This window comes from Microbacterium arborescens, from assembly GCF_030369635.1.
Classification (GTDB): Bacteria; Actinomycetota; Actinomycetes; order Actinomycetales; family Microbacteriaceae; genus Microbacterium.
In genome coordinates, this window is sequence record NZ_CP128474.1 from 3,082,835 (window position 1) to 3,103,574 (window position 20,740).

At 68.2% G+C, this 20,740-nt stretch carries 19 protein-coding genes; 3 read left to right on the plus strand and 16 right to left on the minus strand.

Annotation, left to right across the window (positions count from 1 at the left end; genetic code table 11):
* Window positions 1-18 precede the first annotated feature (18 nt).
* From QUC20_RS14570 to QUC20_RS14585, 4 genes are all read right to left on the minus strand, one after another.
* Window positions 19-195 carry a hypothetical protein gene (locus tag QUC20_RS14570; RefSeq protein ID WP_183045346.1) on the minus strand — a complete coding sequence of 59 codons (177 nt, stop codon included), beginning with the start codon at window positions 193-195 and terminating at the stop codon, window positions 19-21.
* An 84-nt stretch (window positions 196-279) separates the two neighbouring features.
* Entirely contained in the window at window positions 280-2,028 is a 1,749-nt protein-coding gene (locus tag QUC20_RS14575) for a sigma-70 family RNA polymerase sigma factor (protein WP_289330331.1), read from the minus strand.
* 92 nt (window positions 2,029-2,120) lie between these two features.
* Window positions 2,121-7,733, minus strand: coding sequence for a DUF11 domain-containing protein (locus tag QUC20_RS14580; RefSeq protein WP_289330332.1), 5,613 nt, complete (start codon window positions 7,731-7,733; stop codon window positions 2,121-2,123).
* A 186-nt stretch (window positions 7,734-7,919) separates the two neighbouring features.
* Window positions 7,920-8,846: a helix-turn-helix domain-containing protein gene (locus QUC20_RS14585; protein WP_289330333.1), complete on the minus strand. Its 927-nt coding sequence runs from the start codon at window positions 8,844-8,846 to the stop codon at window positions 7,920-7,922.
* Window positions 8,847-9,164: 318 nt separating this feature from the next.
* On the opposite strand from QUC20_RS14585, the gene QUC20_RS14590 reads away from it, so the two are divergent.
* Both QUC20_RS14590 and QUC20_RS14595 read left to right on the plus strand, forming a co-directional pair.
* Window positions 9,165-10,001 carry a helix-turn-helix domain-containing protein gene (locus QUC20_RS14590; RefSeq protein WP_289330334.1) on the plus strand — a complete coding sequence of 279 codons (837 nt, stop codon included), beginning with the start codon at window positions 9,165-9,167 and terminating at the stop codon, window positions 9,999-10,001.
* Between the two features lie 125 nt (window positions 10,002-10,126).
* Window positions 10,127-11,053, plus strand: a complete 927-nt coding sequence (locus QUC20_RS14595; RefSeq protein WP_289330335.1) for an SDR family oxidoreductase — start codon at window positions 10,127-10,129, stop codon at window positions 11,051-11,053.
* A 50-nt stretch (window positions 11,054-11,103) separates the two neighbouring features.
* Here QUC20_RS14595 and QUC20_RS14600 read toward each other — a convergent pair whose 3' ends face one another.
* The 10 genes from QUC20_RS14600 to QUC20_RS14645 form a co-directional block, all read right to left on the minus strand.
* The gene (locus tag QUC20_RS14600; protein ID WP_289330336.1) at window positions 11,104-12,000 is read right to left on the minus strand and encodes an oxidoreductase; all 897 of its coding nucleotides are present in this window, start codon (window positions 11,998-12,000) and stop codon (window positions 11,104-11,106) included.
* Between the two features lie 9 nt (window positions 12,001-12,009).
* Window positions 12,010-12,468, minus strand: coding sequence for a hypothetical protein (locus QUC20_RS14605; RefSeq protein ID WP_289330337.1), 459 nt, complete (start codon window positions 12,466-12,468; stop codon window positions 12,010-12,012).
* A 179-nt stretch (window positions 12,469-12,647) separates the two neighbouring features.
* Entirely contained in the window at window positions 12,648-12,827 is a 180-nt protein-coding gene (locus tag QUC20_RS14610; protein ID WP_289330338.1) for a hypothetical protein, read from the minus strand.
* Between the two features lie 38 nt (window positions 12,828-12,865).
* A complete protein-coding gene (locus tag QUC20_RS14615; protein ID WP_289330339.1) occupies window positions 12,866-13,339 on the minus strand; it encodes a hypothetical protein in 474 nt (157 codons plus the stop codon).
* A gap of 47 nt (window positions 13,340-13,386) precedes the next feature.
* Entirely contained in the window at window positions 13,387-13,866 is a 480-nt protein-coding gene (locus QUC20_RS14620; RefSeq protein WP_289330340.1) for a hypothetical protein, read from the minus strand.
* A gap of 13 nt (window positions 13,867-13,879) precedes the next feature.
* Window positions 13,880-14,344, minus strand: coding sequence for a hypothetical protein (locus tag QUC20_RS14625; RefSeq protein ID WP_289330341.1), 465 nt, complete (start codon window positions 14,342-14,344; stop codon window positions 13,880-13,882).
* A gap of 4 nt (window positions 14,345-14,348) precedes the next feature.
* Window positions 14,349-14,699, minus strand: coding sequence for a hypothetical protein (locus tag QUC20_RS14630; protein WP_289330342.1), 351 nt, complete (start codon window positions 14,697-14,699; stop codon window positions 14,349-14,351).
* A gap of 116 nt (window positions 14,700-14,815) precedes the next feature.
* Entirely contained in the window at window positions 14,816-16,153 is a 1,338-nt protein-coding gene (locus tag QUC20_RS14635) for a hypothetical protein (protein WP_289330343.1), read from the minus strand.
* Window positions 16,154-16,569: 416 nt separating this feature from the next.
* Window positions 16,570-16,839, minus strand: a complete 270-nt coding sequence (locus QUC20_RS14640) for a hypothetical protein (protein WP_289330344.1) — start codon at window positions 16,837-16,839, stop codon at window positions 16,570-16,572.
* A 372-nt stretch (window positions 16,840-17,211) separates the two neighbouring features.
* Window positions 17,212-18,411: an FAD-dependent oxidoreductase gene (locus tag QUC20_RS14645; RefSeq protein ID WP_289330345.1), complete on the minus strand. Its 1,200-nt coding sequence runs from the start codon at window positions 18,409-18,411 to the stop codon at window positions 17,212-17,214.
* A gap of 57 nt (window positions 18,412-18,468) precedes the next feature.
* On the opposite strand from QUC20_RS14645, the gene QUC20_RS14650 reads away from it, so the two are divergent.
* A complete protein-coding gene (locus QUC20_RS14650) occupies window positions 18,469-19,050 on the plus strand; it encodes a TetR/AcrR family transcriptional regulator (protein ID WP_289330346.1) in 582 nt (193 codons plus the stop codon).
* Between the two features lie 76 nt (window positions 19,051-19,126).
* Here the strand turns inward: QUC20_RS14650 and QUC20_RS14655 are convergent, their stop codons facing one another.
* Complete coding sequence (locus tag QUC20_RS14655; RefSeq protein ID WP_289330347.1) at window positions 19,127-19,423, minus strand: hypothetical protein; 297 nt, start codon at window positions 19,421-19,423, stop codon at window positions 19,127-19,129.
* Window positions 19,424-19,631: 208 nt separating this feature from the next.
* Complete coding sequence (locus QUC20_RS14660; protein WP_289330348.1) at window positions 19,632-20,288, minus strand: hypothetical protein; 657 nt, start codon at window positions 20,286-20,288, stop codon at window positions 19,632-19,634.
* Between the last annotated feature and the right edge of the window lie 452 nt (window positions 20,289-20,740).

The window sequence follows — 20,740 nt, forward strand, 5'->3', positions numbered from 1 at the left end:
GCGTCACCACCCGTCCGATCAGTCGGTCACGGCGAGCACCACCTGTGCGAAGGCGTAGGCGACGCCTGCCAGGCTGAGCCAGATCCCGAACGCGAGCACGCCGATGATGACGATGCCGCGCACGATGTCGCGGACCTCCCCGCGATCGTCCGCACGGTCGGGGTGCGGGGTGTCGATGGTGTCGAGCTGCGTCATGCGTGCGCCTGTTCGTCGGGGTGCGGCCTTCGCTCAAGAGACACCCGCACACGCGGATCGTGACGTGATCCGCGCTCGAACGATTCAGTTGGCGATGAACCGCGTCGAACTCCACGGGCCGAAATCACGGGCCTGCGGGTTCGCGTAGCGCAGGCGCATGACGTTCTCGCCGGGAGGCACGGCCAGGTACTCGTTCCATACGCCGCTTGCGGGCATCGTGAGGGTCTGGACGGTGTCGTCACCCGGCAGCATCCGCTGGATGACCGTGCCGCCCGGCGCGGTGAGCCGGAACGCGAATCGGTCGGCGTCGACCGTCGCGGATTCAGTGGGGCTCGCCGGCAGGGGCGGTTCATCGACCGTGTACGGCACCGCCCCGGAGGGCGTCGACGTGACACCCGCAACACTCTGAACAGCCTGAAGCCCACCCGTCCCGGGGGCGAGCCCCGTCGCCCGCGCCGTCCAGCGCCCGAAGGCGTCGGCGCGGGTCTCGCCGACGACCTGACCAGCCTCGTCGAGCAGTGAGATCACTGCCCCCGGCACAGCATCCGTTCCGCTGATCACCGGGAGCATCCGCGAATCGGCCTGCGAGACCGTTGCCGTCAGAGCGGCCGGCAGCTCGGAGCCGGGCTGAGGCCGCACCGGCACCGGGACGGTCGGATCGGCGGGCGCGTCGACGGAGGGCGCAGGACTCGGCCGTCCCGGGGCCACGGGAGAGACCGGCTGGTCATCGGCGTCACCTGTCGGCGTCGGAGACGGTATCGGGGCTTCGGTTTCCACCGTCGGCTCGCCCGGCACGGATTCGGGTTCGAGCCCCGGCACCGGACTCGCCGGAGCACCCGGAACCGAGCCCCGATCTGCGGACTCGACGCCGAGTTGGCTCGACCACGCCGTGATCCCCCAGACCGCGGCCGCGACCAGCAGGAGCAGAGCCGCCCCCACGCCGGCGATCACGAGCCGCCGCTTTCCCGGCCGGACGACGGGACGCGCCTCCCCCGGCCCGGGCGCCGGCGCGCCCCCCGCGCCGAGGGCGAGCGGCATGGAGGGCGCCGGCGCGCTGGAGAGGTAGGTCGCGGCGCCCGCCGTTCCCGCGACGACGGGCAGCAGCACCAGCGCGAGCGTCTGCGAGATGGACCTGGCCTCGGTGAGCGCAGCCGGGCACGACTCGCAGGTCAGCAGGTGCTGATCGACGCGCTTGCGGTCGCGAGCAGACAGCGCGTCGCGCGTGTATGCGCCGAGCTCGGCCACGATCGGGCGGCACTCCTCAGACCCGGACCGCGCCAGCTGCGCGCTCACCCAGGCGTCGCGGAACCCGCGCTTGGCGCGAACCACCAGTGCCGAGACCCCATTCGGCGAAACCCCGAGTACGTCGCTGAGCTGTCGCGGAGGCAGGCCGTCGACCTCGCTGTACCAGAGGGCCTCGCGCCACCGCTCCGGCAGCGACTGGAACGCCTGCGCAGCAGCGTCATGGGCCTGCGACCTCGTCGCCGCGTCCTCGCCGCTCAGCGCCCGTTCGTCGACGATGAGCTCGAGGTCGTCGTCGGCTGACTCCCGGCGCGATCGGTAGTGGTCCCGGGCGACATTTCGCACGGATGCGATGAGGTACGGACGGAAGGCTCCGGTCGGCCCTTTTCCCTTGCGGAGCGCTCGCAGGAGCTTCTCGAACGTCTCGGCGACGAGGTCGTCGGGATCGAGACCGCGGAACCCGCGGGCCACAGACAGCGCCGACCCGGCGTGATTACGCCAAAGCTCGCCGAACGCGGCCATGTCGCCCATGCGCACTCTGTCGAGAAGCACGTCGTCGCGCGACTGCGCCGGCTCATCGAGGATCGTCATCGCCACACACGCCTTTCTCGCTCCACGTCCACCGGCGACGCGAGCGGCGGCCGCGGGCAACCCGCGACCGCCGCTGCGTCGACCTCAGACCATCAGGCGGATGCTGCCTCCTGACGGCGTCGCACGACCAGCCAGACACCGAGCATCACGAGAGCCATGCCGGCGAGTCCGCCGCCCATCCAGAGCGCACCGCCGGTGACGGCGAGGCCCGGCGGGACCACGACGGTCCGCGTGGCGCAATCGGCGTCCGTCGCGTTCTCGGCGCAATTCGCACCCGACCCGTCGGGGGTCACCACGACATTCCGGATCTCACCGACCGAGCGGAGCGTCACCGAGTACGTCACCGTGACGCTCTCGCCCACTCCTACGGCACCCGACCACGACAGCACCGGCTGCTGATACTCGGCGCCGTTGCTCGCGTCGCCGTTGTACGAGGCCACGCGCAGCGCGGAGCTGAGGTCGTCGGTGAACGACGCGGGACGCTCATCGGTGTAGGCGACCTGGCCGGTGTTGGTCACGGTCACCGTGAAGGTGAGCCGGTCACCCACGGTGGCCCGCTCCGACGAGACGTCCTTCGTCACGCGGTAGCTCGCGATCGGGGTATCGGTCTCGCACGCGCCCTCGCAACGGCCGCCCGGGGCGTCGCCCACGACCGCGTTGCGCAGGCGTCCGTCGCCGGTCGACGGCTGGTTGACCGTCACCGAGTACGTGATGGTCACGCTTTCGCCGATCGCGAGCGGGCCCGACCATGCGAGCGTCGTCCCGTCGACCTCAGCTCCCGAGGTCGCGTCGTCGTTGTACGTCGCGTCATCCAGAACGCCCGACAGGTCGTCGCTGATGGATGCCGGCGCATCGTCGGTGTACGCGACCTGACCGAGGTTCTCGACGACGACCGTGTAGGTCACGGTGCCACCGAGGACGACGTCCTGCACATCCGACGTCTTGGTGACGCCGTAGGTTGCGACCGGCGTTTCCGTGGCGCACTGACCCTCGAGGCACTCGCCGCCCGGGCTGGACGGAGCCACCACGTTGCGCATGTCGAAGTCGCCCGACACCGGGTCGTCGACGGTCACCGAGTACGTGACCTGGATCGACTCGCCGACCGCGAGGGGACCCGCCCACGTCAGGGTGTCGTCGGCGACCTGCCCACCGAGCGACACGTCACCGTTGTAGGTCGCGTCGTCGAGAACGCGCGAGAGGTCGTCCGTGAACGACGCCGGGTTCTCGTCGGTGTAGGGCAGTGCTCCCGTGTTGGTGACGGTGACCGTGTAAGTCACCGTGTCACCCGGCAGCGCCGTACCCGACGAAACCGACTTCGCGATGGAGTACGACGATGCCGGGACGTTCGCCACACACGCGGGGTCCGTCGATCCCTCGACGCAGTTGCCGCCCGAGCCCGGAGGCGTCACCACGGTGTTGTCCAGTCGCCGATCACCCGTCGCCGGGTCGTTGACCGTCACGGAGTACGTGACGGTGACCGTCTCGCCGACGGCGAGCGCACCCGACCAGCTGAGCTCCGGCGCGGTGTACGACACCCCTGCCCCCGACGTGCTCGTCGCATCGCCGTTGTAGGTGGCATCGTCGAGCACGCTCGAGAGGTCATCGGTGAACGACGCGGGGTCGTCTGCCGTGTACGCGACCTGGCCGGTGTTGGTGACCTGGATGCTGTACTCGACCGTGTCGCCCGCGACGACCTCGGTGGTCTCGGTCGACTTCACGACCCGGTAGGCACCCACCGGAGTGGTGGTCTCGCACACGCCGTCGCAGCTTCCGCCCGGCCCCGAGGGGGTCACGGCGTTGCGGAGATCGAAGTCGCCGGTCACGGGGTCGTCGACGGTCACGGAGTACGTGACCTCGATCGACTCGCCGACCCCCAGCGGGCCGGACCACGTCAGGGTGTTGCCCGACACGGTCGCCCCGTTCGTGGCGTCGTCGTTGTACTTCGCGTCATCCAGAACTCCGGACAGGTCATCAGCGAACGACGCGGGGTCGTCGGCCGTGTAGGCGACGTCGCCGGTGTTAGTGACGGTCACCGTGTAGGTGACGACACCGCCGGGACGCACGGTCGCGGAGTCCGACGACTTCGACACCGTGTACGAGGCGACAGGCGTCCGCGTGGTGCACGTGCCATCCGAGTCGCAGCTGCCGCCCGGGGTCGTCGGAACGACGGCGTTGACGAGCTCACGGTCGCCCGACAGCGGGTCGTTGACGGTGACCGAGTACGTGACGGTGGCCGACTGCCCGATGGCGACCGGGCCGGACCACGTCAGGGTGTTCTCCGCAACGGCACCTCCCTCGGAGACGTCGCCGTTGTAGGTCGCGTCGTCGAGGACGCCGCTGAGGTCGTCATCGAAGGATGCCGGGTTCTCGGCGGTGTAGTCGACCTGCCCGGTGTTCGTGACGACAACCGAGTAGGTGATGACACCACCGGCCATGACCGACTCGGCACTGGCCGTCTTGTCCACGGTGTAGGACGCGACAGGCGTCGTCGTCTCGCAGGCGTCCGGCAGGCACTCGCCCGTCGGGTCGCCGGGGACGACCACGTTGCCCAGCACCGAGTCGCCCTGGGTCGGGTCGTCGACCGTGACCGAGTATGTGACGTCCACGGTGGCGCCGACCTCGAGCGGGCCGGACCACGACAGGGTGTTCCCGCTCACCGACCCGCCCGCCGACACGTCGTCGTTGTAGGTCGCGTCGTCGAGAACGGCAGAGAGATCATCGGAGAACGACACCGGGTTGTCGGCGGTGTACGCCACCCCGCCGACGTTAGTCACCGTGACGGTGTAGGTGACGACGGATCCGGGCGTCGCGTTCTCGACGTCGGCCGACTTCGAGATGGTGTATCCGGCGATCGGCGTGTCGGTGCACTTCTCCGCGGCCGGGTCACACGGCCCGGCAGGGGGCGTTCCGGGCGGAACCAGGAAGTTGGAGGCCTGGTTGTTGCCGCGATCGCCGAACGCATTGACCGTGACGGTGTAGGTGACCTCGGCGGTCGCTCCCACCGCGAGGGTTCCGCGGATGGCGAGGATGTCGTCGGTCGGGCCGGCTACGGTGACCGAGGGCGTGTCGGAGGCCGCGGCACCGGTGAGGGTCGCGTCATCCAGGACGTCGCTGAGGTCGTCGTCCTGCGCGACGTCGACGGTGGTGGCTCCGGTGTTGGTCACTCGAACGGTGTAGGTGAGCTCCGTGCCCGTGCGTACCGGCGACTCGGAAGCCGTGACCGTCTTGGTGTAAGCGACGCCGGTGATCGGCGTGCTCGTGCAGTTCGGCTGCTCGTCATCCGTCGGCACGCATTCGCCGCCGGAAGGAGGCGTCTCGCCCGGCGCCAGCAGGAAGTTCGACGCGACACTGTCGCCCCTCTCGCCGTCCGGACGCACCGTTACGGTGTAGGTCACCGTGTAGGTCTCGCCGACCGGGACGGAGCCGGTGACCGAGATCCGCGCGCCGTCGCGAACTGCGGTGAGGCCGTTCGGGCTCGTCGGTTCGGAGGTGACATCGGCGTCGTCGAGGACGTAGGTGAGGTCGTCGACGGCGTCGATCGTTGCAGCAGATTCGCCGTCGTTGTCGAAGTAGAGCGTGTAGGTGATCGTCGACCCGGCCACGACCGGATCGGATGAGGCCTGCGCGCTCTTCCACTGGGTGAGCAGCGCGCCGGGGATCTGCACGCGGTCGCAGCTCTGAGCACCGGGGGCCGTCTGGTCCGTCGGCACGCACGCCGAGTTTCGGAGGATCTGATCGCCCTCGCCCGTGTAGGTCACGGAGTAGGTGATCGTCGCCTGAGCGCCGGCCGCGAGGGGCCCGCTCCACGACAGCGTGTTGCCCGAACGCGTGACGGTGCCGGTCGACGCCGTCAGCGACGCGTCGTCGAAGGTGGCGTCGTCGAGGACGTCGCTCAGGTCGTCCGTGGCGGTCGCCGGCTCAGCGGCGGTGTAGGCCCCGGGCCCGGGATTACGCACGACGATCGTGTAGGTCGCCTGCTCGCCGACCGCGGGGAGTTCGGTCGTGTTCGCAGACTTGTCGATCGTCAGACGGGGCAGATTGACCGTCACGACCGCGCACGGTTGGCCGGTCGCGTTGTCGATGCCGCCGGTCGCGGGGTTGCAGCTCGGAGGTGTCGTCACGGACGGATCGTTCGGAACCCACGCGACGTTGCGGGCCGCGCCATCACCGCCGGCCTTGAGCCTGACACTGTAGGTGATGTCGACGGACTGTCCGACCGCGAGCGCACCGGACCACGAGACGCGCGGCTGCTGGTACGACAGGGCGCCGGCGCGGGATGCCGCAGCGTCGTTGTTGTAGGTCGCGTCGTCCAGCACGCCCGACAGGTTGTCGAACACCACCGCCGGGTTCGCAGTGGTGTAGTTGCCTGCTCCGGTGTTGGTTGCGCGGACGGTGTACGTGATGACGTCGCCCGGTCGCGAGTTCGCCGTCGCGTTGGACGTCTTGGTGACCGAGAGCGCCAGGGCGCACGACTGCGCGCTGTCCTGGTTGTTCGCGGAGTTCGGGTCTTGCTCGTTGCCGACGACGCTCGCCGTGTTCGTGATGCACGCGGGCGGGGAGACGTTGGTGGCCGCCGAGATCGTGAAGGTCTCGCGTTCTCCGACAGCAAGCCGCCCGCCCGTGACGGTGACAGTCGACCCGTTGATGCTCGAGGCGACGTCGCCGGTGACCTGGGGGCTACTCAGACCCGCGGGCAGCGTGTCGGTGACGGTCCAGCCGCTCGAGACGCCCTGGCCGTTGTTCACGACCGTGACCTGGTAGCTGATGCGCTCGCCGGACGTGAACGTGGCCGGTCCGGTCTTATCGATCGAGAGGTCGGCAGGCAGGCCGGGGATCGAGGTGCCATCGTTGCGGCTCGAGGGCGGTCCGGAAATCTGACTCACCAGGCGGAACGTCGGCTGCGCGGAGGCACCGTTGACGATGCTCACCTGGTACACGACGCCAGAGCTGTTGGACGAGAAACCCAGGTTGCCGTTACCGAAATTCCACGCCGCGCCGTATCCGCCACCGGTAGCAGGCAGCACGGCACCGAAAGTCGTGATCGCGCCGGTGGTGACATTGATCCGCCGGATCTGGCCCGAGGTGTTCACACCCCACGCGAAGCCGTCCTTGAAGGCGAAATCCTGAACGTTGGGCACGTCGTTCAGAGCCACACGCCGGGCGATGGCGCCGGTTGCGACGTTGATCGCGAGCATGGACGTCTGCGGAGCGAAGTCGGAGACGTAGAAGAGTCCATCGGCGGGATTGAAAGCACCCGAGAACCACCGGGTGGTCGTGTTCCCCGTGTGCGTGTAGACGGTCGTACCCACCCGGGTAACCGTTCCACCCTGCCCGATGCGGATGAGCGACCCGGCAGGGATGCTGCTGTTGCCGATGTTGACCATGCCGTACATGTAATTGTCGGCGGGGTTGAAGCCGATCGCGTTGTACGTCACGGGGGCCGGACCGCCCTCGTCGGAGAACGTGAAGGAGCCCCCGCTGCCGTTCGTGATGGCGCGCTGGAGCTGTGTCGGGTCCTCCTGCGCGATGTAGACGACGGGTTCAGCCGGGCTGAACGGATCTCCCGCGGCCGCGCTCGCGGGAAGCGGCGACGCCAGGTTCACGGCGACCAGCGTGGCCGCAGCGAGACTCCCCACGGCGATCGAGGCGAGCGCTCGGCGGAAACGACCGCGTACCGGCGGCCTCCCGTTGCGCGTGGATCCCATGGTGCTGTTCATCTTTTCCCCGTCCATGCATCGTCTCGGGCGCGGCGCGCCCCTGGGCGTGCCTCCCAGCCGGAGCATAGGGAGGCCATCACCTTCTCCACGGTTCGCTTCACGAAACGTGACGCGGGTTTCTGAAATTTGCGCGATTCAGTACACGGACAGCGCGCGGGGAGCCCGACCGGAGCGTCAGGTGGACGACTCGTCGACCTTGCGCATGGCCCGATGCAGAGACTGGCGCGTGCCGAATCCGGTCGCCCGGGCAACGAGGTCCAGCGTCATCGTCGGGTTGTGCCGCCGAAGCTCGGTCGCCGCCCTGAGCCGGATCTCGAGGAGCGATTCCGAGAACGTACGCCCCTGCGCACTCAGGGCGCTCTGCACCGTGCGGGTCGAAACGCCCAGCCGATTCGCGACGGAAGACAGCGACAGAGTCGGCGACGCATACTCGCGGACCAGGATGTCCATCACCGCGTTCGGCAACGACAGCTCCGGGGGCGTGTCGCCGATCAGCGATGCGACGAGCGCGACGGAGACTTCGGCCGCAGCGTCGCCCAGCGGGGAACCGCCCATCTCGACAACATCCGACTCGATGGCGCACAGCGCCTTCACGAACGTCACCAACGGCCGTATCACCGCTTCGTCGGCTCCTGATCGGCTGATGCGGTCGAACCCCATCCGCCGCCGGGAGGCGAAGTCACCGGCATCCAGGCTGATGAACACGAGCTCGGTCGGCTCGGCCGCCTCGATCGTGACCGGCGCCGTACCGGGCGGGATCAGGAACGACGAGCTCCGCCGGGCCACGACCGGGGCGTCCGAGCGCACCTGTAATGCGCGCCCCTCCGCGACGATCGCCACGACGCGATTTCGGGAGCGCTCGTCTCGCGGCCACACGACCGTCGCCGCCGGCATTCGCGCATGAGTGAAGAGATACGCGCCGACGCGGACGACGTTGGCGCGAAGCAGCGCGTTGTCATCGCGCACGGCCGTGAATCCGATGTTCGCCGACGACATGTAGGTCGTCAGCGGCATCAGGCTCAGCAGCTTTTCGCGCCCGTCGGCGCGGAACTTGTTCAGCTCGAACTCACCTCGAGCGATGAGCGGACGGTCCGGTCGCATCCATGCCCCCTTCTTGGAGACCGACGGCAGTGGGTTACGGACCATTCTGTAATACGCCGTCAACATGGTCCCCCCGGCGCCATGAGGCCCGACATGATTCAATTCGGAGCGCCTCGCCGATCAGATTGGCTTGTTCTCCTCGGCTCGACCGCCAGCTGAGGAGAAGTGGGCGATCTGCGGCCCGAAGGCGACTCTCAGAAGGAGTCGTCGTCTGTGGTGTCGAGGCCCGACGAAGGGATGACCGGCAGGTCCTGGCTGCATTCGCCGCCGACCGGTAGAACGGATGCCGCACCGCTCGACCCGGAAGGCGAACGCCACATGATCGATCGAGACACGCTCGCCGCGTTCCTCCGGACGCGGCGAGAGACGCTGCAGCCCTCGGATGTCGGGCTCCTGCGCGGCCAGCGTCGCCGGACTCCCGGGCTGCGCCGCGAGGAGGTCGCCGCTCTCTGCAACATGTCGACGGACTACTACGCCCGTCTCGAGCGCGGCACCGGTCCCCGCCCGTCGGTGCAGATGCTCGCCGCGATCGCGCAGGGGCTGCACCTGACACTCGGCGAGCGCGACCACCTCTTCCGTCTCGCCGGACACGCGCCGCCCGCTCGCGGGCCTGCGAGCGATCATGTCAGCCCGGGGCTGCTGCGCATCCTCGACCGCCTGCACGACACCCCCGCCGAGATCGTCACGGAGCTCGGTGAGACTCTGAGGCAGACACCGCTGAGCGTGGCGCTCGTCGGTGACGCGACCCGGCACACCGGGGACGCGCGCAGCCTCGGCTACCGCTGGTTCACCGACCCGTCCGCACGCGCGTCGTACGACGAGGCCGAGCACGCGGTGCTGTCCCGGGTGTACGCGGGCGGTCTTCGCGAGATCGTAGCCCTGCGGGGCCCATCGTCGCGCGCGGCCGGGCTGGCGGCGTCGCTCCGAGAACGCAGCGCGGAGTTCCGCTCTCTGTGGGACGCCCAGCAGGTCGGCATCGCTCCGCCCGAGGTCAAGCGGTTCCGGCATCCGGAGGTCGGCGCGCTCGAACTGCAATGCCAGACCCTCCTCGACCCGGATCAGTCGCACCGCCTGCTCGTCTACACGGCGGCGCCGGGGAGCGAGAGCCACGACAAGCTGCAGTTACTGGCCGTCATCGGCGCCGCCGCTACCTGACCCCCGGTACCCGGCCGAGGGGTGACCCGGCGATCAGTGGATGAACCGGCGCTGGATGCCGCCGGGCACCGCGATCAGCATGGAGCGAGCGGACCGTCCCGGTTCGTGTCGACGATGGAGGAACCATGACCCGCGACACTGCTCCCCTCTCCGACCTGCGTGGACGCCTCGCCGTCGTCACCGGGGCGACCGACGGCATCGGCCGGGTGATCGCAACGCGACTGGCGGCCGCCGGTGCGACCGTCGTCCTGCCGGCACGGTCGCCCGCGAAAGCCGAGGCCGCCCTCGACGGCATCCGCCGCACCGTGCCCGGTGCCGACGTCACCACACGTCCGCTCGATCTCGCCTCGCTCGACTCGGTCGCCGCGTTCACCCGCGGCCTCGAGACGGCGGGCCGCCCCGTCAATCTGCTCGTCAACAACGCCGGCGTCATGACCCCCGGGTCACGGCAGCCGACCGCGGACGGCTTCGAACTGCAATGGGGCGTCAACCACCTCGGCCACGTGGCCCTCACTCTGGGCCTGATGCCGTTGCTCCGCGCCGGCGAGGCACGCGTGACGCACCAGACGAGCGTGGCGGCCCGCTCGGGCGGACTGAACTGGGACGACCTCGACTGGCGGCGCAGCTACGACGACATGGCCGCGTACCGGCAGTCGAAGATCGCCGTCGCCCTCTTCGCCCGCGAGCTCGACGCGCGCAGCCGCGCCGGCGGATGGGGCGTGTCGAGCAACATCGCGCATCCCGGCGTCAGCCCGACGAACCTGCTCGCGGCGCAGCCCGGAATGGGCCGGGCGAAGGCGTCGCCGGGCCGGGCGCTGATCGTCGCGCTCTCGCACGTCGGCCTCGCCGGAACCGTGCCGAGCGCGGCCGAACCCGCCCTGCTCGCGGCCGCGGGACCCGACTCCCTCGGCGACGAGTTCTACGGCCCCCGTCGCGTCATCGCGGGCGCACCGCGTCGCCAGGAGTTCTGGGCGCCGTTCCGCGACCTCACCGATGGACCGCGCCTCTGGGATGCCTCGATCGAGATGATCGGCGAGCGCTTCGCGGTCTGAGCGGAGCCCAGCACCGAGGCGGGTCGCGGAAGGCGCGGTGACGCGCTGAATCAGCCCGGACCGTCGCTCGCCGCGGCGAGGAGGGGCACGATCACGTCGGTCACGGGCGTAGGGATGCCGTGCTCCCGGCCGCGACGCCGGATCACCGCGTTGCGCGCATCCCATTCGAGAGGCCGCCCGGCCTCGCGGTCGGCGAGGATCGACGTGCCCATATCGTCGGGGAACGCTCGGAACCGCTCCAGCATCCGATCCGGCTCGTCGTCGGGAAGGGCGGCGCCGCAGGCGCGGGCCACCGCGAGGCCTTCCTGGAGGTACGCGAGCGCGAGGTCGCCGACATCTTGCCGCCGGAACATCCCGGCCCGGCGCCCCGTCAGCGCCATGAGGCCCGCGACGGCGTTCTGGAGGAGTTTGCGCCACGCGAGCGTGGTGAAGTCGTCGGAGACGGCGAACTCGCACGCGGTCGCGTCGAGGGCATCACCGACCCGCTCCGCGCCGTCGCTCTGCGGGACGGTGAACCGGGGCTCACCGCGCAAGCGCACGCTGCCGTCGGGGCGGCGCTCCGCGGGTGACCAGACGATCGCCGGCAACACGGTCGACTCGGGCACCAGCGGACCTACCCTCTCGACCTGCTCGATGCCGTTCTGCAGCACGCAGACGATGGTCGACGGCCCGCACAGCGCAGCGAGCCACGCCGCGGCAGCATCCGTCTGCGTCGCCTTCACCGCGAGGAAGACGAGATCCATCGCACCGGGCGAGTGCGCGGGGTCGGTCAGTACCGGGCCGGGAACGACGATCGAGCCATGTGCCGTGTCGAGGCGCAGATCGCGACGGGGCGAGCGGCCGGCGACGAGCACAGGTCTCCCGGCGTCGTGGAGCAGCGCCGCGATCACCGTGCCGATGGCGCCAGGACCGATCACCGCGATCCTCGGTGCTGCGGATCCAGTCATGCCGGCACGCTATCGCGCCGGCGGCTGCGGCGGAATCTCGCGGTTCACAAGCACCTGCTCGCTATCCTCGCCGGCCTTGGGTTGATACCCAACGGGTGATGGAGTAGCCACCCGGACTCGGGCAACCCCGACCGTACGGCCGTCCAGATCGATCACCTGGACGTCGAGGAGCATACCGCTGGAGTGCTGCAATGCGATGGCGGGCACCGATACCTCGACCGTCTCGAACTCACGGAACCCGTCGCCCAGACGATCCGGGAGCGCTTCGATGAAGGCCGATCCGTCGAATCCCTCCTCAGGGGCAACTGTCCAGCGCGTCGAGTAGTAGAACGAGTTTTCGGCGCACTCCAGGTAGGGCGAGTTGGACGGCAGGACCTCAGGAACCCCGCCGGGAACCTCATCCGCGACGCGCTGCATCATCGCGTCCGTATCAGCACGCACCTCATCGATCGTCGGCTGACCTGCCATGACACAACCAGTGATCGTCGTCGCTGCCAACGCGAGTATCGCTGAAAGCGCGGTGCCTTTCGCGCGCCTCGCGGGAGGCGTCTCGGAAGCGGCGTCTGCGCCGTGCGGTGGTCTCGTCAAGGTGGGGCTCATCTCGCCGGAGGCTGTCCTGTCCCGCAGGGAGTCAGACCGAGCACGGGTCAGGGGGTGACGACCTCCACAACCCCACCCGGAACCTCGTCCGCGATCGGCTGCAGGACAGCCTCGGTTTCAGCCTTCACCTGCTCGAGCGTCGGTTGCTCCGCTGCACAACCCAACAGGGCCAAGGCTGCCAGCGCGCCGATAAAGGTCACCGGCCGGGCGGGAGCAATGCGAGGCATCGTCTCACCTGGACAACCGTCACGTCGGGCGGCTTCGGCTACTCCGCAGGCGGTTCCCCTTCACCGCACGCAGAGACGCCCAGCAGGGAGACGACCGTACGGCCGTCCAGATCGATCACCTGGACGTCGAGGAGCATACCGCTGGAGTGCTTCAATGCGATGGCGGGCACCGATACCTCGACCGTCTCGAACTCACGGAACCCGTCGCCCAGACGATCCGGGAGCGCTTCGATGAAGGCCGATCCGTCGAATCCCTCCTCAGGGGCAACTGTCCAGCGCGTCGAGTAGTAGAACGAGTTTTCGGCGCACTTCCAATAGGGCGAGTCGGACGGCAGGACCTCCGGAACCCCGCCGGGAACCTCATCCGCGACGCGCTGCATCATCGCGTCCGTATCAGCACGCACCTCATCGATCGTCGGCCGACCTGCCATCACGCACCCCGTCATCGTCGTTGCAGCCAACGCGAGGAGCAGACAAAGCGCGACGCCTTTCGCGCGCCTCGAGGGAGACATCTCCGAAGCCGCGTCTGCGCCGCACGGGCGTCTCGCCAAGGTGGGGATCATCTCGCCGCGGGCTCCCCTGCCCCACAGGGAGTCAGACCGAGCAGGTCGACAACGATACTTCCGTCGATCTCGAGAACCTGAACGTCGAGGACAGTGCCGCCCGAGTGGTCCAAAGCGACAGCAGGCGACGTGATGTCAACCGTCTCAGCGACCACGAAGTCCTCGCCCAAACGTCCAGGAAGCGCATCGACGAACGCTTCTCCGTCGAATCCCGGCCCCGGCGTGACTCCCCACTGGATGGTCGCGTAGTACGTGCCGTCGCCACAATTCCGGTAGGACGGGTTGGGGGTGTCGACCGTCACGACACCGCCTGGCACTTCATCCGCAATCCGCTGCAGTAGCGCCTCGGTCTCAGCCCGCGCCTCTTCGAGCGTCGGTCGCTCCACCACTGCACAGCCCGCCATAGCGGTGGCTGTCAGCGCCACAATGAGGAGGGTCGACAGAGTACGCGTGGGGGTCATCAGATATCCGCTCATCGGCGGCATCCCCTCACTCTGCCTCAGGCTCGCCATCGCCGCATGGCGCGAGCCCAAGAACGTCCACGACGATGTCGTCTTCGGTCCCGAGTACCTTGACGTCGAGGACAGCCCCGCTGGCGTGATTGAAGGCCACCGCTGGGGACCTGATGTCCACCGTCTCGGCGACCACGTAATCGGAACCCAGGCGGCCGGGGAGTGCGTCGACGAATGCTTCGCCGTCGAAACCAGGCTGCGGGGTGACCGCCCAGCGGTTGATGGAGTAGTACCCACCGCCATCGCAAGCGAGGTAGGCCGAGTCGGGAGTTCGCACCTCAACGCGGCCCTGCGGGACCTCGTCCGCAATTCGTTGCATCGCGGCCTCAGTATCAGCCCGCGCCTGTTCGAGCGTCGGCCGCCCTGCCGTCGCACACCCCACCATCGTCATTCCTGCCAGCGTCAGAACTGCAGTGACCGACACTGCATGGGAACGCTTCATCGGTTCACTGCCCTTCGGCCGGTGGCTCGCCATCGCCGCATGGGGCGAGACTGAGAAGATCGACGACAACACCGCCGTCCGACCCAAGGACCACGACGTCGAGGACCGCGCCGCTGACGTGGTTGAGGGCCACAGCTGGGGACTTGATGTCCACCGTCTCGGCCACGACGAAGTCATCACCCAGGCGCGCCGGCAGCGCGTCGACGAACGCTTCACCGTCGAACTCGGGCCCCGGCGTTACGACCCAATGATTGATCGAGTAATACCCGCCACCGTCACAGGCCAGGTAGGCCGAATCAGGGGTACGGACCTCGACAACACCATCGGGAACCTCGTCCGCAATCTGCTGCAACACGGCCTGAGTCTCAGCCCGCGCTGCTTCGAGCGTCGGCCGTCCTGCCATCGCACACCCCGCCATTGTCATACCCGCCAAAGCCAGAACCACTCCCGCAGCGACTCCTCGCGCTAGCCTCACCGGTCGACCACCTCCAGGAAGATGCGTCGCAGATGACGATGCGTCTGGAGATTCACGGACGGATCCGGTGAGATGACGTCTCCGTGTTGTCCGAAGGGACGAAAGCCCGCGAACCCGGAGTTGAGCTCGGTGAAGCCGTTCTCTTCACTGGCGGTCACGGCGTATCCGAACGGGTCGACTTGCATCCCGTCGAGCGCCCGGTTGATGTCGGTGGGGCCTTGGATGGCGTAGTAGGCGGTGCCGTCTTGCGGTTCCCACCCGTCCAGCATCCCGATGCCCGCCAGGACCACTCGAGCTTGGAAGTCAGCGCCCAGCCGCTCGGCTTGACCGCCAGGGCTCGACCCGAATGAGTGCTCAACAGAGAGGAGAGGTGTCGAGTCGGTGATGACATCCAGTTCCTCCTCGAACGCCGCGTAACGGCTGCCGAGCGGCAGAGCCCACAGGTTCACCTGCGGCCCCAATACCGCCACTTCCGGCGGAGCGAGGTTAGGGAAGAACCCTTGCTTGAGGACGAAGCCCGCCACCTCCACACCATCAGGGGGATACTCGACCATCCGCCGCGTCAGGGCTGTCAGCCCCTCGCCGGCGGTGGAGGAGTAGAAGCTCTCCATCGACGTGTTGGTGCCGGGCATGAAACTCATGATGACATCCGCTTTCGCGACGTCACCGAACATCTCGATGATCTGCTGCCGGTCCCGGTCGTAGTGATAGAGCGACACGTCTCCTACGACCACGCGCTCGAGGTACGCGATCTCGGAGTCAAGAGCCGCAAGCCGGTCAACGTACTGCTGCTCGTTGAACTGGTGGATGATCTGCCTCAACAGCCACGGGTTGGCCAGCCTGGAAGGAGGGCCAAGGGTCGGCGGACCCTCACCGGTGAGCAGGCTTCGCTCCCGCAGGAGGCCCTCCAGATTCGCCGCGGCCACGAGACGATTCGCCGCTTCGCGAACGACAGCCGGGATGCCGCCGAGGGTTCCGATCAGCTCGGGGATACCGTTCACCAGCAGAGCCCGAGTTCCATCGACGAGCGCTCCCCACCAGGTGGCGACCTCCGCCGCCGGAGCGCTGCGGATCTGGTCGAGGACCTCAGGATGCACCGCGACAAATGCCCGAAGGTCAGCCTCCGACATCGATGCGACCAGCGTCAGCAGCCCGCCCCGTGGAATAGCCGCAGCACCTCCGCGAGCGAACACTCCCAGCGCGCCTCGGACGTCCCGGGATGACAGCGCTGAGATCAGTGCGTCGTCGGCTGCGGCGCGCCTCTCGCACAGCGCATCCCATTCCGCCTCCACGGCGTCGAGAGCATCCCGGGTGTCGCCGAGCTCGATCTCCAACGCGCGAGCGCGAGCGACCGGCTCGGGAAACGAGACGTAGTTGTTCGACGACTCTGCACGCGCAACCCGCAGCTGCCCACGGAGCTCCTCGCGCTCATCCTCGACAACAGCCCGGCGCCGGGCGAGCGAGTCCTGCTCGTCCTTGATCGCGCGAACCACCTCCGCGTAGCCCCTCAGCGCACCGGCCGCGGCGCTCATGCCCGTCGCGAGCACCAGCAGATCGGGCTCCACCGCCGCCACCTGCCGTTGGAAAGCATCGTGAGCTTCGCCCGACCACGACGAACCGGATGCCGCCTCCGCTGCGGAACGAACGCTCGCCTGCGACGAACGGATACTCTCTGCCCGCTCACCCCAGTCATCGGCCATGGCCGCCATCGCGGAAGGGTCGCCGGCACCAGGGTCATTCCGGTCGACCATCAGTACGCCATGACTCCGTCGAGATGAGTGAACTCGTTCGCCGACACCTCCGGGCGCCGACCAACGGTCACTAGCGTCTCGCTCGCGACTTCCGCGCGGATGCTGTGCTCGGTCGCGACGTCCTGCAGGACAGACGCGACCTCGTTCGATCCGAACACGCTCTCGCTGACATATCCCAGCTCGCCGGAGTTCCTCACAGCACGGCCCGCCGCGCCGATCGTGGTTGCCGACGAGCGAAGCGTGTCGAAATCCACGGAAACGTCGGTCATGCCACCCCCCCTCAAGGCATCACCAGCCTACGAACGCAGTCGAAAAAGCGAATCACCCGAACGGGTGAATCCTTCGGACGCGGCACGAAACGACAAGCCACGGTAGGCGAGCCCTGGGAATCAGCGGGCTATCCCTGGCACAGGCACCACACGTGCCTCGCGTCCGACGTCGGCTCGATCCTCAGCGGTGTCGCCATCATCGGAGCTGCCAGGTCGCGTACGTGTCGGTCGACGTAGCGCTCATGACCGAGGTGTTGCCCTCGTTCGAGGAGGCAGGCAAGGGCCTCGGCATCGTCGCCCTCTCGTACCAGGTTCGGCAACTGATGATCCCCGTGATCGCGCTCCCCCTTCTGGCCGCCGGCGGAGGGGCGGCTACGACGCGGTGTCGAGCTGGGCGATGCGGCGGGCCAGCGCCGCCTGCCGTCGTGGGGAGTGCAGCGCCACCCGGATCGCGCGGTCGCGTAGGCCGCGGAGCACCGGATCACGGAGGGTCGCCATCCGGGTCATGCGGTCGGTGAGAGCGATCACGCTTCGGGCCGCCGGGCGGCGCAGACGCTCGTAGTCAGCGAGCGCCTCTTCCCCCCGTTCGCCCGCGAGGACGTCGGCGAGGAGACCGCCGAGGAAGACGGCGTCCTGCAAGCCGAGGTTCATGCCCTGGCCGCCGGCCGGGCTGTGCACGTGGGCGGCGACGCCAGCGAGAAAGACAGCCCCGGTGCGGAAGACGGCGGCCAGGCGATGGGCGACACGGAAGCGAGAGCTCCAGACAAGCGAGTCGACGACCGCCCCACCTGGCCCGCGCTCGTCGAGGATGTGCCGCACGTCGCCCACGGTCGGCTGGGCGGGCGCCTCATCCATGGTGGCGACGATGCGGTGCCGTCCGCCGGGGAGCGGCGCGACCACCACGAGACCCTGCTTCGAGAAGAAGAGCTGGACCTCATCACCGGGGAGCGACCAGCTCAGCCTGACATCGGCGAGCACGAAGGAGGCGGCATACTCCAAGCCCTCGAACGGAATCCCCTGGTGCTCGCGGACGCGGCTGCGACTGCCATCAGCGCCGATGACGAAGCGGGCCGCCACCTTCTCGAGTGTGCCGTCTGCGTGACGGAGGACGGCGACCTGACCCCTTCCCGCGGGTGCGGGTGCGGCAGGGCGGGCGAACGTGTCGAACTCGACCTCTCTTTCCACCTCGCCGCCGAGCTCCACGAGCGTGGCGTGCAGCAGCTCCTCGGTGCGCACCTGCGGAATCATGAGCGTGAAGGGGTATGGGGTGCGCAGTCCGCGGAAGTCGAGGCGGGCGAGCGTCCGCGCGCCGTTGCGCACCGTGAAGTCAGGCACGATCACCCCCTCCTCTACGAGGGGTGCTGCCATGCCGATGGTATGTAGTACCTCGAGAGTTCGGGCGTGGACTACCGCGGCGCGGGATGTGGACGAGCCGCGTGGAGCAGCGTCGACAATGCGCACCTTCTTACCTCTCCGGCTCAGAGTCACCGCCGCGGCAAGACCGACGGGCCCGGCGCCGACGATGAGGACATCGACGGACTTATGGGGTCCGCGCCATTCAGAAGTCACCATGCGTTGACAATTGCACCGGTCACATTGAAAGTCAACGAGCGTTGTTAAATTGTGTCGGTGGCTTCACCTGACGCATCTATCTCAACCGCGAAGGGTCGCCGCTCGCGGGAGTCGATCCTTCGCGCCGCCGCCTCGCGATTCGAGACCGAGGGCTTCGAACGCGCAACGGTACGAGCCATCGCGAACGACGCTGCCATCGATCCGGCGATGATCATGCGCTACTTCGGAAGCAAGGAGGGCTTGTTCCTCGCGGCCACCTCCATCGAGCTCGACCTCCCGCGGGTGGATGCCGTGCCGCAGGCCGACCTCGGCCACGCCCTCGCGCGGCACGCGGTGCGCCTGTGGGGCGGCGAGACGCCGGGACGCGCCCTGCGCATCCTGTTGAGAGCCTCAGCGCAGGATGCCGACGCGTCGGCCCGGGTGCGATCAGTCTTCGCCGCGCAGGTACTGCCGTTCCTCCCGGGCGGGCTACCGGACTCGTCCCTGAGGGCAAGCCTCATCACATCGCAGATCCTCGGCTACGCGTTCGCCCGCTACGTGATCGCCCTCGATCCCCTCCTCGACCTCGAACCCGCCGAAGCGGCCCGCCTCCTCGGCGCGTCGCTTCAGGCAATCATCGACGCGCCCGATGCCGCGTGACCCGCGCCAGTCTCAGTGCAGTCGTCAGCGTCCGTGAGTCAGCGACCGGGTTGACCCGGGCGTATCTGCTGCCGAGTTACGTGTTGAGGAGTTGCAGCGCGAGCGTGACCAAGCGATCTTTCCCGAGTTGACTGTCCTCACCCCAGCGCCCGCCTCCGATTTGGATGTGGACTCCGGGGACGATCACTGTTCCCGAGCCTCCGTCGACGGGGGCGGACTCCGTATCCATCCACAGGCCGACGCCTCCAAGGGCGTCCAGCCGGGGGTCGGTGAAGTAGCCCGTGATTCCGAACTGCTCCATTTGGGTCGGGTCGGGCACGTCGGAGGTGTCCGCAGTGATGGTGACCGAGAAGATCCGGATGTCGGTAAGCACCGTGATCGTCCCTTCCGCGGGTTTCCACACGCAACGAGATCGTGTCTTGCTCGACGTAGGAGCCCTCGGCCGCAGGTAGTCGAGGCACGCAACCCACTGCGGGCGATCGGCGACGCGGCTCGATGCGCCGTGGTCGACGAAGACCCGCTCGCAGCTGGCTGCGCGGAGCTCGGCGGCCTGAGCGTCGTAAACGCTCGTTTCTGGCGGCTCAGCTCTGCACAGTCTTGACCGTGGCATCGAAAAGCTCGACGGTAGCCTGCACTGTTCGCGCGCCGCCGCTGGTCTCCACCGTGAAAGTCCTTCGCACGGTCGAGCCGTCTGATTGCTTCTCGATCGAGCCAGAGGACAGAACTTGATCACTTCCCGCCAGCTTGCAGGTCACCCCACCGTCCGCGCCGCTGGTGATCATGCACTCACGCACTCGGTCTTTCGACAGGGCTAACCAAACGTCGGTCTCTCCGTACGCGCCCAGGGAGACGAGGCTGTTCAAAGCCCAATCGTTCGGATCAGGTGCCGCGTCTTCGGAGACATCTGCGTGCACCGCCTCCGTTGGGCCTCGATCAGGCGTGTTACCTCCGAGGGCGACGATTCCGGCGCCGCCGAGAAATCCACACGCGATCGCGAGGAGCACCAGACCAACCCGCGAAGATGGCCGGCGCGGCGGCGCCTCCACCTCTCGCCGGGTAGGGCCGAAACCGACCTCGGCGCCGTCGTCCGCATCCTGCTGTGCCTGCGGCAGCATTCGGGGCGAGGCTCCAGCACTTAGGGCAGCGAACTCACGCAACTCCGATGGCGTCGGCTCTGCTCCCGGTCCGAAGACCCGCTCTGCAAGCCATCGCCGCTCGTCTCCCGATACTTCTGCCATGACTGCACCCTACGATCATGCTGAAAATGCGGGGCACGCAACCGCCACGGTTACGTGCCCCGCTGGAATATCACGAACCGCGAACGACCGTGTCAACGTTCAGATTGCTGGTGAGCGTCTTGCTCGCCCCCGCTACAACGAACTCAGCGCGGGCACCGCCCCACCACGTGGTGAGCTGGTTGCCAGCACTGATGTAGCCAGCACTGATGTAGTAGGTGTTCGGGAGCGAGATACCGAGGGTACCGGTTCCCGAGAAGCAGGTACTCAGACCTTTGCCGCCTGACAACCTGATGGAGGTCGCGTTCCCGCCACCACAGCCTCCAGTCGAAAGAGCGAACGGCGTTATCACCCCGTCGACTTTTTCAGCGAGGATGTGCAAGCTTGTGAATGAGGCCGCGTCCAGTGCGTGCAGCGCGAGGGAGATAGTCGTTCCAGCCCCGCTGCCGCCCCCT

Excerpts from the sequence above, each read along its gene's own strand:
- QUC20_RS14660 (WP_289330348.1), bottom strand. The coding sequence starts at position 20,288 with ATGGCAGAAGTATCGGGAGACGAGCGGCGATGGCTTGCAGAGCGGGTC.
- QUC20_RS14605 (WP_289330337.1), bottom strand. The coding sequence starts at position 12,468 with ATGGCAGGTCAGCCGACGATCGATGAGGTGCGTGCTGATACGGACGCG.
- QUC20_RS14570 (WP_183045346.1), bottom strand. The coding sequence starts at position 195 with ATGACGCAGCTCGACACCATCGACACCCCGCACCCCGACCGTGCGGAC.
- QUC20_RS14600 (WP_289330336.1), bottom strand. The coding sequence starts at position 12,000 with ATGACTGGATCCGCAGCACCGAGGATCGCGGTGATCGGTCCTGGCGCC.
- QUC20_RS14620 (WP_289330340.1), bottom strand. The coding sequence starts at position 13,866 with ATGAGCGGATATCTGATGACCCCCACGCGTACTCTGTCGACCCTCCTC.
- QUC20_RS14590 (WP_289330334.1), top strand. The coding sequence starts at position 9,165 with ATGATCGATCGAGACACGCTCGCCGCGTTCCTCCGGACGCGGCGAGAG.
- QUC20_RS14575 (WP_289330331.1), bottom strand. The coding sequence starts at position 2,028 with ATGACGATCCTCGATGAGCCGGCGCAGTCGCGCGACGACGTGCTTCTC.
- QUC20_RS14585 (WP_289330333.1), bottom strand. The coding sequence starts at position 8,846 with ATGCGACCGGACCGTCCGCTCATCGCTCGAGGTGAGTTCGAGCTGAAC.
- QUC20_RS14580 (WP_289330332.1), bottom strand. The coding sequence starts at position 7,733 with ATGGGATCCACGCGCAACGGGAGGCCGCCGGTACGCGGTCGTTTCCGC.
- QUC20_RS14625 (WP_289330341.1), bottom strand. The coding sequence starts at position 14,344 with ATGAAGCGTTCCCATGCAGTGTCGGTCACTGCAGTTCTGACGCTGGCA.
- QUC20_RS14610 (WP_289330338.1), bottom strand. The coding sequence starts at position 12,827 with ATGCCTCGCATTGCTCCCGCCCGGCCGGTGACCTTTATCGGCGCGCTG.
- QUC20_RS14595 (WP_289330335.1), top strand. The coding sequence starts at position 10,127 with ATGACCCGCGACACTGCTCCCCTCTCCGACCTGCGTGGACGCCTCGCC.
- QUC20_RS14640 (WP_289330344.1), bottom strand. The coding sequence starts at position 16,839 with ATGACCGACGTTTCCGTGGATTTCGACACGCTTCGCTCGTCGGCAACC.
- QUC20_RS14645 (WP_289330345.1), bottom strand. The coding sequence starts at position 18,411 with ATGGTGACTTCTGAATGGCGCGGACCCCATAAGTCCGTCGATGTCCTC.
- QUC20_RS14615 (WP_289330339.1), bottom strand. The coding sequence starts at position 13,339 with ATGTCTCCCTCGAGGCGCGCGAAAGGCGTCGCGCTTTGTCTGCTCCTC.